Source organism: Bradyrhizobium sp., assembly GCF_019244115.1.
Taxonomy (GTDB): Bacteria; Pseudomonadota; Alphaproteobacteria; order Rhizobiales; family Xanthobacteraceae; genus Bradyrhizobium.
Genome location: NZ_JAFATE010000839.1, coordinates 1 through 10278 on the forward strand (window position 1 = coordinate 1; position 10278 = coordinate 10278).

Sequence of the window (10278 nt, forward strand, 5' to 3'; positions counted from 1 at the left end):
GTCGGCCTCGCCGACCAGATCGATCAGCTCGCGGGCTCGCTCTCGCTCGGCCAGCAGCGCATCGTCGAAATCGCGCGTGCGCTCTGCGTCGACCCGATGCTGCTCCTGCTCGACGAGCCGGCCGCCGGCCTGCGCCACATGGAAAAACAGCGCCTCGCCGCGCTGCTTCGCGAATTGCGCCAAGGCGGCATGTCGGTGCTGCTGGTGGAGCATGACATGGGCTTTGTCATGAATCTCGCCGACCGCATCGTCGTGCTCGATTTCGGCACCAAGATTGCCGAGGGCACGCCGCAGGCGATCAAGCAGAATCCCGACGTCATCAAAGCCTATCTCGGAGCCGTGACATGAGCGGGCTGCTATCGGTCAGCGACGTGCACGTCGCCTATGGCAAGGTCGAGGCGGTTCGCTCGGTCACGCTCGACGTCGCGGGCAACGAGATCGTCACGATCATCGGTGCCAATGGCGCGGGCAAGACCACGCTGCTCAATGCGATCATGGGCGTGCTGCCGCTGAATGGCCGCGTCAGCTTTGCAGGCGGCGACATGGCGCGGATGGACATCGAGGATCGCGTCGCGGCCGGTCTCAGCCTGGTGCCCGAGCATCGCGAGCTGTTTGCCACGATGAGCGTGGAGGACAACCTGCAGCTCGGCGCGTTCCGCGTCGCGCGGGCGCAGGCGGCGCGCTCATTCGAGCACGTCTACACGCTATTCCCGCGGCTGAAAGAGCGGCGCAAGCAGCTCGCGGGCACATTGTCGGGCGGCGAGCAGCAGATGCTGGCGATGGGCCGCGCGCTGATGGGCGCCCCAAAGCTGCTGATGCTGGACGAGCCTTCGCTCGGGCTCGCGCCAATCATCGTTGCCGACATCTTCCGCATCGTCACGGAGCTGCGTAGGGCCGGTGTTTCGGTCCTGCTGGTGGAACAGAATGCGATCGGCGCGCTGAAGATCGCAGACCGCGCCTACGTGATGGAGCTCGGCGAGTTCGTCCTCTCAGGACAGGCCAGCGTCATCGCCGCCGACCCGCGCGTCGCCGCGAGCTATCTCGGCTTCGAGGTCGAAGGCGCGGGTTAAGCAAAGCCGGTCATGCCCCGCGAAGCGGGGCATCCAGTACGCGGCCTCTCGGCCCGATAACACCTGTCTCTGGAATACTGGATCACCCGCTTTTTCGCAGGGATGACAGTATTGGTCTTGGAAGCGCTTCTACCTCTACTTCAATAGCGTGTACTTGCCGTCCTTCACGGTGAGCAGGATGCGGGAGCGCTCGTCGAGGCCGTAGCGGTCCTTCTCGGTGAAGTTGTAGACGCCCTGGCTCGCGGCGATCTCGCGTTCGGTGAGCAGCGCCTGGCGGATCGCCTCGCGGAATTCCGGCGTGCCGGGTTTTGCGGTCTTCAGCGCCGCCGGAACGACGCGTTCGAGCACCAGGAACGCATCATAGGAGTGGCCGGCGAACTGGCTGCGGCTGTTCGGGCCGTATTTCGCCTCATAGGCCTGGACCAGCGCCAGCCCCGGCTTCTTGGTCGCGGCCTCCTCGGGCTGATCCTCGGGATCCATCACGGGCCCCGAGACCATGATCACGCCCTCGGCCGCCTTGCCGGCGATGCGGATGAAATCCATGCTGGCCGCGCCGTGGGTCTGGTAGATCAGACCCTTATAGCCGCGCTCGCGCAGCTCGGTCTGCGGCAGTGCCGCCGCGGTGCCGGACGCGCCGACCAGGACCGCGTCGGGATTGGCGGCGACGAGTTTTAGCACCTGCCCGGTCACCGACGTATCAGGACGCGCAAAGCGCTCCTCATCGGCGACGGTCAGGCCCATCGGCACGCCATGCGCCTTGAAATCGTTGAACCAGAGATCGCCATAGGAATCGGAATAGCCGATATAGCCGACCGTCTTCACGTTGTGCGCCTTCATGTGCTCGTAGATCGGCTTGCCCACGATCGGGATCGGCTGCGGCATCGCGACCGACCATTTGGCGCGCTCGGGCGTGATCGGGAACGGCGCCAGCCCGAAATGCGGAATGCCGGCCTCATTGGCGACGTTGGACACTGCGATCGTCGGCGGCGTCAACGCCGAGCCCATGATGACGTCGGCCTTGGATTCCGTGACGAAGCGCCGCGCGTTGGTGGTCGCGGTGGTCGGGTCGCCGCCGTCATCGAGCAGGATGATCTTCAGCGGATGACCGGCGATCTCCTTGGGCACGAATTCCAGCGCGTTGCGCTCGGGGATGCCGAGCGCGGCGCCGGGGCCGGTGGTGGTCGTGGTGATGCCGATGGTGATCTCGTTGGTCTGCGCCAGCGCCGGCGATCCCGGCAGCGCCAGCGCCGCGGCCAACGCCGCGGCCGACAAAACAATCTTTTTCATTCGCTTCTCCCTCCACTCGACTTTCGTTCTTGGATCTGTCGTTCAGCCGTTCAAACAAGCAGGACCGACATGTTCGCGTCAGCCCTGCGTGAATTTTTCGATGATCTCTCGCGGCATCGGCACCGATTTCAGCTTGTCCGGATCGTCAGGATGGCGGCCGACCAGGACACGCGTCTCGAACGCCTCGATCGCGAGCGCCTCGCCCTTGTAGACCCTGTGGATGACTTCAAAGCTCGACCGGTTGAACTTCTCAATGCGACTTTCGATGCTGATCCAGTCGCCATGGGTCGAGGGGAGGTAGAATTTCGCCCGCGTGTCCACCATCGGAATCCCGACCAGGCCGTATTTGTGGATGATGTCCTGCTTGGAGAAGCCGGCGGCCTCGAACATGATCGAGGTGGAATCGTCGAACATCGCAAAGTAGCGCGGATAGTAGACGATGTTGGCGGGGTCGCAATCGCCCCACTGGATCTGCACATCGCGCCGGTGGACGAACATCGTAGGGCTTACCTCGCTCGTGCGGCAACGACGGTGCGCCCCTTCTCCCCGCTTGCGGGGAGAGTGCCGGGGTGAGGGGGAGTCACCATCGACCGAGCTCGCGGAGAGTCCCCCTCACCCGAAATTCGCGCTGCACGCGAATTTCGACCTCTCCCCGCAAGCGGGGAGAGGTGAACAGCCTTCGCCTGGTCAAGGCTCACCATGCTTTACTTTGGCGCCATGCGCAGCGCGGCGTCGAGCCGCACCACTTCGCCGTTGAGATAGGGGTTGTCGATCATGTGCAGTGCAAGCGAGGCGAATTCGTCCGCCGCACCCAGACGGCGCGGGAACGGGATCGACGAAGCGAGCGAATCCTGCGCCTCCTGCGGCAGATTGGCGAGCAGCGGTGTCAGGAACAGTCCAGGCGCGATGGTGAGCACGCGGATGCCGAACTGCGCGAGTTCGCGCGCGATCGGCAGGGTCATCGCGACGATACCGCCCTTGGAGGCCGAATAGGCCGCCTGCCCGATCTGGCCGTCATAGGCCGCGACCGAGGCCGTGTTGATCACGACGCCGCGCTCGCCGCTGGCGAGCGGCTCGAGTTTCGACATCTCGGCGGTGGCGAGCCGCAGCATGTTGAAGGAGCCGATCAGGTTGACCTTGATCACGCGGTCGAAGTCGGCGAGCGGCATCGGCCCATCGCGACCGATCACGCGCTTGGCAACCCCGATGCCGGCGCAGTTCACCAGCACCCGCGCCGGACCGTGCGCCTTGCTGGCCTGCACCACGGCGGCTTCAGCGGAGGCCGCGTCGGAGACATCGCAGGTGACGGCCGTGCCCCTGATTTCGGACGCGACCTCCTCGGCAAGCTTGGCATTGAGATCGCACACGGTGACCTTGGCGCCGAGCCCGGCGAGTTTTCGCGCTGTGGCCGCGCCCAGTCCCGAGGCTCCGCCGGTGACGATCGCGGCTTGATCCTTCAATTGCATGACGGTCTCTCCATCTAGCCCAGCGTGATGACATGCTCCGGCGGCGCCGGCGAATAGATTTCCTCGATCAGGTGGCTGCGATGCTCCAGCACCGCGCGCTGATTGATCGAGCCCTTGTCGGTGACCTCGCCGCGATCGATCGACAGCGGCCTGTCGATCAGCACCGCGCGCGCGATGCGCGTCGAGGAGCCGGTGGCGGTGGTCAGGAAGCGCGCAAAGCGTTCCCGGAAGGCGTCGCGGATCAGCGGGTCCGACGCGATCATGGCGTAGTCGTCCGGCGGCAGCGTCGGATTGATCAGACGGCAGCCGTCGAGATCGAGCACGACCAGCGCTGAAAGTTCGTCGCGATTGATCCCTGCGATGATGACGTCGCGCACCAGCGGCGCGTGAGCGGCGATGAAGCGCGCGCGCAAGGGACCGACCGACACCCAGGTGCCGCTTGCGAGCTTGAAATCCTCGGCGATGCGGCCGTCGAAATCAAAACCGGCGTCGAGATTGGTCGGGTCGGCGGGTTTCAGCGCATCGCCGAGCTTGTAAAAGCCCTCCTCGTCGAACGAGGCCGCGCTCACCTCCGCCTGCCGCCAATAGCCCGGCATGACGTTCGGCCCTTTCGCGCGCACCTCGAGCTTGCCGCCGACCGGCACGAGCTTGGCCTCGCTGCCGGCAACCGGCAGGCCGACATGGCCGGAGCGGCTGGTCGCGGGATTGACAGACATGAAGTACGGCGCGGTCTCGGTGGCCCCGAGCCCGGTCAGCATCGGCACGCGCGCACCTAACTCCTGCACCGAGAGCTCGTCGAGCGCATTCCAGACATGGGGCGACAGCGCGGCGCCCGAGAAGAACATCGTCTGCAGACGCTTGAAGAATGTCGCGCGCAGCGCGGCATCGTCGCGCAGATAGGGCAACAGCGATTCATAGCCCTTGGGCACGTTGAAATAGACCGTCGGCGAGACCTCGCGGAGATTGCGCACGGTCTCCTCGATGCCGCCCGGCACCGGCTTGCCTTGGTCGAGATACATCGAGCCGCCATTATAAAGCGTGAGCCCGATGTTGTGATTACCGCCAAAGGTGTGATTCCACGGCAGCCAGTCGACGATCACGGGTGGCTCGTCCTTCAGGAATGTCATGGTTTCCCGAAGCATCACCTGGTTGGCGCAGATCATGCGCTGCGTGTTGATGACCGCCTTGGGATTGCCGGTCGAGCCGGAGGTCAGCAGAAACTTCGCGATTGTATCCGGACCGATCGCGTCATGCGTCGCATCGAGCGCGGGATGCTCTGGCGTCGCCACGAGTTCGGCGAGCGTCGTCACGTCGCGGCCCGGCACCTTGCCGAAGGCGACCGCGATCTCGGTGCCATCGGGCACGTTGGCGTGCAGCGCGTCGGCGAATTTTTCGCCGTCGTCGGCGAACACCAGGCCCGGCGTCAACAGCTTCATCAGATAGGACAGCTTGCCGTAATCCTTGGACACCAGCGAATAGGCCGGGGAGACCGGGCAGAACGGAATGCCGGCATAGAGCGCGCCGAAAGCCAGCAGCACATGGTCGATCGAATTGCCGGAGAGGATCATCACCGGACGCTCGGCCGACAGGCCGCGCGCGATCAGCGCCGAGGCGATGTGCCGGCTCGCGGCCAGAAGCTCGGCATAGCTCAGTTCGCGCCAGCCGCGGCCGCCTTGGCGCTCCGCCATGAAGACGCGGCTGGGCGCGGCCTTCACCCAATGGTGCAGGCGGTCCGTCAGCCGCCGCGGATAGTCGGGCAACGACTGCTTCGGACGGAGATAAAGGGTGCCGTCGTCGCGGCGCTCGATGTTGACGGCGGGATCGCAGAACGAGATCGCCCGCAGCGGGTGCTGACGGGCCCCGCCTGCCGCCATGTTCTGATCCGCTGTCATGGTCGGTCGCGCGCTCATTTTGACCCCGGCTTGACCTTGGCGGTCTTGTGCTCGAGGAAGGCGCGGATCCGCCGCTTCGCTTCCTTGTCGCTCTGCGCCACCGTCGCCATCAGCGATTCCATCAAGAGTCCGGCCTGCGGGTTGGCTTCAGCGATCATGGGCAGCGCCTGCAGCACCGCAAAGTTGGTCAGCGGCGCGTTCGACGCGATCCGTTCGGCCAGCTCCATTGCCTTCGGCAGCGCGCCGTCAGCCTCGGTCAGATATTGCGCAAAGCCGTAGGCCGAGCCTTCCGTGGCCGAATACACCCGGCCGGTCAGCATCATGTCGGTCATCCGCGACACGCCAATCAGGCGCGGCAGCCGCACCGAGCCGCCGCCGCCGACGAAGATGCCGCGCTGGCCTTCCGGCAGCGCGTAATAGGCCGACGGCTCCGCGACGCGGATATGCGCGGCGCAGGCGAGTTCGAGCCCGCCGCCGATCACCGCGCCCTTGAGCGCGGCGATGACAGGCACGCGGCTATACTGGATGCGGTCGAACACCCGGTGCCACATCTGCGAATGCAACAACCCGCCGGTGGCGTCGTGCTCGGTCAGTTCGGAAAGATCGAGGCCGGAGGAAAAATGGTCGCCGATGCCATGGATCACGACGGCGCCGAGATCATCGGGCAGATTGGCAAAGCACTCGCCGATCTCGAGGATGATGCCGTCGTTGAGCGCATTGCGCTTGGCCGGCCGGTTGAGGCCGACGGTCAGCACCGCCCCCCGTCGCTCGACCTTGAGGTGCGTTCCCTGGCCCGCGGTGCCAGCGGCGTCGGCGTTTCCCATCGGATCTATTGCGTCCTTTTCAGAATAGTTATGTTTTATAACTATTTTCGCAGGAGTCAACTATCTCGCGGCGTGCGCCGCTGCCCCCCTCCTCCGGGAGGGTACATCTCGCGGCGCGGCTACAACACCTGAAACACGTCGATTACGACACGGTCGGCATGGCGTGCGGCGGACGCGACGAACAAATGTTCCATCAACCAGCGGTATTTTTCGTACCCGGTCTCGAACTTCGGCACGGTGCGGAAATAGATCAGGCCGGGGTCGACCGGCTCGCCGCGCTTCAGCTTCTGCAACAAATCGATGGGCCCGAACCGGATGCCCTTGTTCTCGACATAGACGATCGCGCCGTCATCGGTCTCGAATGCGTATTTCGCCTCCAGTTCGATCAGTTCGCTCGGCCGGATGATCTGGAAGTCGGCCCCGAACGGACAGACCGTGCCGTTGACCCGTTCGCCCCGCACCTCGCCGCCTGTGATCGGGATGATGCGGCGCACGCCATGACCGGTATCGCCGGCGCTGACGACCTCCCCGATCCGCGCGGTAATGGTGAAAACGTGTTTGGTTTCGAGAACAGGGGTCATCGGCTTCACTCCAAACCAGCCTATCCCGCCATGTGCTGCGGCAGCCAGAGCGCCAGCATCGGGAACGCGATCAGGATCACCAGCCGCACAAGGTCGGTCAGGACGAACGGGATCACACCCTTGAAGATGGTGGCAAAGGAGACATCCTTCACCACGCTCTTGATGACGAACACGTTCATGCCGACCGGCGGGTGAATCAGGCCGAGTTCGACCGTCATGACGATGATGACGCCGAACCAGATCGGGTCGAAGCCGAGATGGGTGACGACCGGGAAAATGATCGGCACGGTGAGGATGATCATGGCCATGGCGTCCATCAGGCAGCCGAGCACGAGATACATCACCATGATGACGGCGAGCACGCCGTAGCTGCCGAGGCCCAGCGAGGTGAGAAATTCCGTCACCTTTTGCGGGGTCTGCGTCACCGTGAGGAAATAGCCGAAGATCAGGGCGCCGATCAGCACGGTGAAAACAGCGGCTGCGGTGCGGGTCGCCTGCAACAGCGAGGTCAGGATCTTTTCCTTGTCGAGCCTGCCGGTCAGCACGCCGATCAGGAACGCGCCGGTGGCGCCTACGCCGCCGGCCTCGGTCGGCGTGAAGCGCGGCAGGAACGGCAGGCCATAGAGCCCGCCGATCACGAACACGAACAGGATTACCGGCGCCCAGATGTCCTTCAGACCGGCCAGGCCTTCGCGCCAGCCGATCGGCTTGCCGCGCGGCAAAAAATCGGGACGGAAATAGCCGATCAGGGCGATGGTGATCATGTACATGGTCATCGCCAGCAGGCCCGGGATGATACCGGCCATGAACAATTTTCCGATATCCTGCTCGGTGATGATGCCGTAGACCGCGAGCACGGTCGACGGCGGCAGCATGGCGCCGAGCGTGCCGCCGGCCGCGATCACACCGGTGGCGAACGATTGCGGATAACCGAAGCGGCGCATTTCCGGATAGGCGACCGCCGAGAACGTGGCGGCGGTCGCAACCGACGAGCCGCAGATCGCGGCAAAACCGCCGCACGCGGCGACGGTGGCGATGCCGAGCCCGCCGCGCAAATGTCCGACAAAGCCGTTGGCGGCGCGGAATAGTTCGCGGCTCATGCCGGAATTGGAGACAAAGGTCCCCATCAGCAGGAACATCGGGATCACGCCAAACGTGTAGTCGGTGACCGTGCGCATCGAGGTCTGGCCGACCAGCTTTAGCGCCGGCGTGCCGCCGACGAGGTAACTGAAGCCGGAGACGCCGACGAGACCCATCGCCATGCCGACCGGCACGCGGAGCAGCATCAGCGCGAACAGCGAGACGAAGCCGAGAATGGCGACTGTATTGGTACTCACGCCGCGCTACTCCGTCGCCTTGATCTTCGGATCGTGCATCTCTTCGGGCTGAAAGACCAGCCGGTAGGTGCGGATCGCGATCAGCAGCACGGCCGAGACGTCGCCCGCCCAGGCCACGGCGAAGAACGGCCAGGTCGGCATGTGCGTGTCGTAGGTCAGCACGTTGTCCCGATAGGTGCCGCGCACCTTGTCGAACAGCGTGTAGGTCTGCACCGTGACCACGAACAGCAGCACCAGCGTTGCGAACACGTCGATCATGCGCTGGTAGCGCGGACCGACATTGGCCCAGATCAGATCCACGGTGATGTGGGTCCCGCGATAGCTGGTCGCCGCGATCCCCCAGAAGATCAGGATGCCCAGGAGCATGCGTCCGATGTCGAAGGAATCCGGGAAAACGTAGTTCACCGTGTTGCGGAGCAGCACAGCAAGAAAAATGTCCAGCGCGACGATGCCGACAAAGCCCGCCGCGATCCATTCGATCGAATCGATGAAACGGTCCATCGAACTGCGCTTCATCAGAGCTCCATCAGGTCAGGAGGTTGCAAGCAAACGGCGGCAGGAGCCTCCCGCCGCCGTATCGCTACCGGTTCGCACCCAACTACTGCGTCAGCGCGTTGTACTTGGCGAGCGAGGCCTTCAGCTCCGAAAGCGCCGTGTCGGGATCGACGCCGGTCTTCTTGACGCCGTCGGCCCAGGTCTTCACCAGCGGCTCGGCGGCCTTCTTCCACTGTGCCGTCTGCTCCGGGGTCAGCGTGTAGACCTCCTGGCCCGACTCCGCCTTCACCTTGTCGACGCCGGCATCCTCGAACTTGCCCCAGGGCTCGCCGACGCGCCCGGCTGCTTCCGTGTTGCAGTTGTCGTCGATCGCCATCTTCTGGCGGTCGGACATCTGGTTGTACTTGTCCTTGTTCATCACAAAGACGAAGGTCGTGACGTAGAGCGGCGCCTCCATGTGATACTTGGTCACCTTGTCGACGCCGAACAGCACCAGCGAGCCCCACGGGAACGTGACTCCGTCGGCGACTCCGCGCTCGATGGTGTCGCGCACCTCGGGCGCGGCGGACTGCACATTGGTGCCGCCGAGCTGGGTCACGAAATTCGCGATCGTCGCATCCGCGGGGCGGATCTTCATGCCCTTGACGTCCTCGGGCACCACGATCTTCTTGGTGCGCGTGTGGAACGAGGACGGCGAATGAATGAAGGCGAGGCAGAACTTGACATCGCCCATCTCCTTGGCGGCATATTTCCGGTACCAGGCGTCGAGCCCTTCCGAGCCGCCCTTTGCGTCCGACATCAGGAAGGGAAGCTCGCCGGCGCCGATGATCGGAAAGCGGCCGGGCTGGTAACCTGGATTGACGTAAGTCACGTCGGCGATACCGTCGCGCGCCATGTCATAATGGTCGATCGCCTTGCCGAGCTGTTGTGCCGGAAAGACCTGGGACTTGATCGTGCCCCCGGAGGCCTTCTCCACTGCGGCGGCCCAGTCTTCCAGCGCCTTCTGCAGGGGGTGCGAGGCCGGCACCCAGTGCGAAATCTTCAGATTGACGGTCTGTTCCTCCGCGAACGCAGGCGTCACGCTGGCGGCCAGCAGCAACGCCATAATCGTCTTCCTCATCGGTCATCTCTCCCTGATGCGTGGGGCCTTTTGGTGACCCTCTGCGGTAATTGTTATGCGATATAATCATCATTGCGGGTGTGCGGCAACGACCCGCGCCGGTCCCTGCGGCGGAAATCTATAGTATCCTGATGTTCAAGTATCGCGAACAAAAGTCGCAAGGCCTGCCTTCGGGAGGATTTTGGGATGCTGACGCTGCATTTCGC

At 64.3% G+C, this 10278-nt stretch carries 11 protein-coding genes; 2 read left to right on the plus strand and 9 right to left on the minus strand.

Annotation, left to right across the window (positions count from 1 at the left end):
- Together JOZ76_RS35580 and JOZ76_RS35585 are read left to right on the plus strand one after the other, a co-directional pair.
- Positions 1 to 348, plus strand: a 348-nt coding sequence (locus JOZ76_RS35580; RefSeq protein WP_291706047.1) for an ATP-binding cassette domain-containing protein, incomplete at its 5' end; no start/stop codon positions are given.
- A complete protein-coding gene (locus JOZ76_RS35585; protein ID WP_291706048.1) occupies positions 345 to 1070 on the plus strand; it encodes an ABC transporter ATP-binding protein in 726 nt (241 codons plus the stop codon). The genes JOZ76_RS35580 and JOZ76_RS35585, both read left to right, overlap by 4 nt.
- Positions 1071 to 1205: 135 nt before the next feature.
- On the opposite strand, the gene JOZ76_RS35590 is transcribed toward JOZ76_RS35585, so the two are convergent.
- The 9 genes from JOZ76_RS35590 to JOZ76_RS35630 form a co-directional block, all read right to left on the minus strand.
- A complete protein-coding gene (locus JOZ76_RS35590; protein ID WP_291706049.1) occupies positions 1206 to 2357 on the minus strand; it encodes an ABC transporter substrate-binding protein in 1152 nt (383 codons plus the stop codon).
- A gap of 78 nt (positions 2358 to 2435) precedes the next feature.
- Complete coding sequence (locus JOZ76_RS35595) at positions 2436 to 2855, minus strand: acyl-CoA thioesterase (protein WP_291706050.1); 420 nt, start codon at positions 2853 to 2855, stop codon at positions 2436 to 2438.
- Positions 2856 to 3061: 206 nt separating this feature from the next.
- On the minus strand, positions 3062 to 3823 hold the full coding sequence (locus JOZ76_RS35600; protein WP_291706051.1) for an SDR family NAD(P)-dependent oxidoreductase: 762 nt from the start codon (positions 3821 to 3823) through the stop codon (positions 3062 to 3064).
- A 14-nt stretch (positions 3824 to 3837) separates the two neighbouring features.
- A complete protein-coding gene (locus JOZ76_RS35605; protein WP_291706052.1) occupies positions 3838 to 5733 on the minus strand; it encodes a feruloyl-CoA synthase in 1896 nt (631 codons plus the stop codon).
- Positions 5730 to 6539: a crotonase/enoyl-CoA hydratase family protein gene (locus JOZ76_RS35610; protein WP_291706053.1), complete on the minus strand. Its 810-nt coding sequence runs from the start codon at positions 6537 to 6539 to the stop codon at positions 5730 to 5732. The genes JOZ76_RS35605 and JOZ76_RS35610 overlap by 4 nt, the downstream gene beginning before the upstream one ends.
- Before the next feature lie 119 nt (positions 6540 to 6658).
- Entirely contained in the window at positions 6659 to 7120 is a 462-nt protein-coding gene (locus JOZ76_RS35615; protein WP_291706054.1) for a DUF3237 domain-containing protein, read from the minus strand.
- Positions 7121 to 7140: 20 nt separating this feature from the next.
- On the minus strand, positions 7141 to 8457 hold the full coding sequence (locus tag JOZ76_RS35620) for a TRAP transporter large permease (protein WP_291706055.1): 1317 nt from the start codon (positions 8455 to 8457) through the stop codon (positions 7141 to 7143).
- A 6-nt stretch (positions 8458 to 8463) separates the two neighbouring features.
- A complete protein-coding gene (locus tag JOZ76_RS35625) occupies positions 8464 to 8973 on the minus strand; it encodes a TRAP transporter small permease (RefSeq protein WP_291706056.1) in 510 nt (169 codons plus the stop codon).
- A gap of 82 nt (positions 8974 to 9055) precedes the next feature.
- Positions 9056 to 10072: a TRAP transporter substrate-binding protein gene (locus JOZ76_RS35630; protein WP_291706057.1), complete on the minus strand. Its 1017-nt coding sequence runs from the start codon at positions 10070 to 10072 to the stop codon at positions 9056 to 9058.
- Positions 10073 to 10278: the final 206 nt, after the last annotated feature.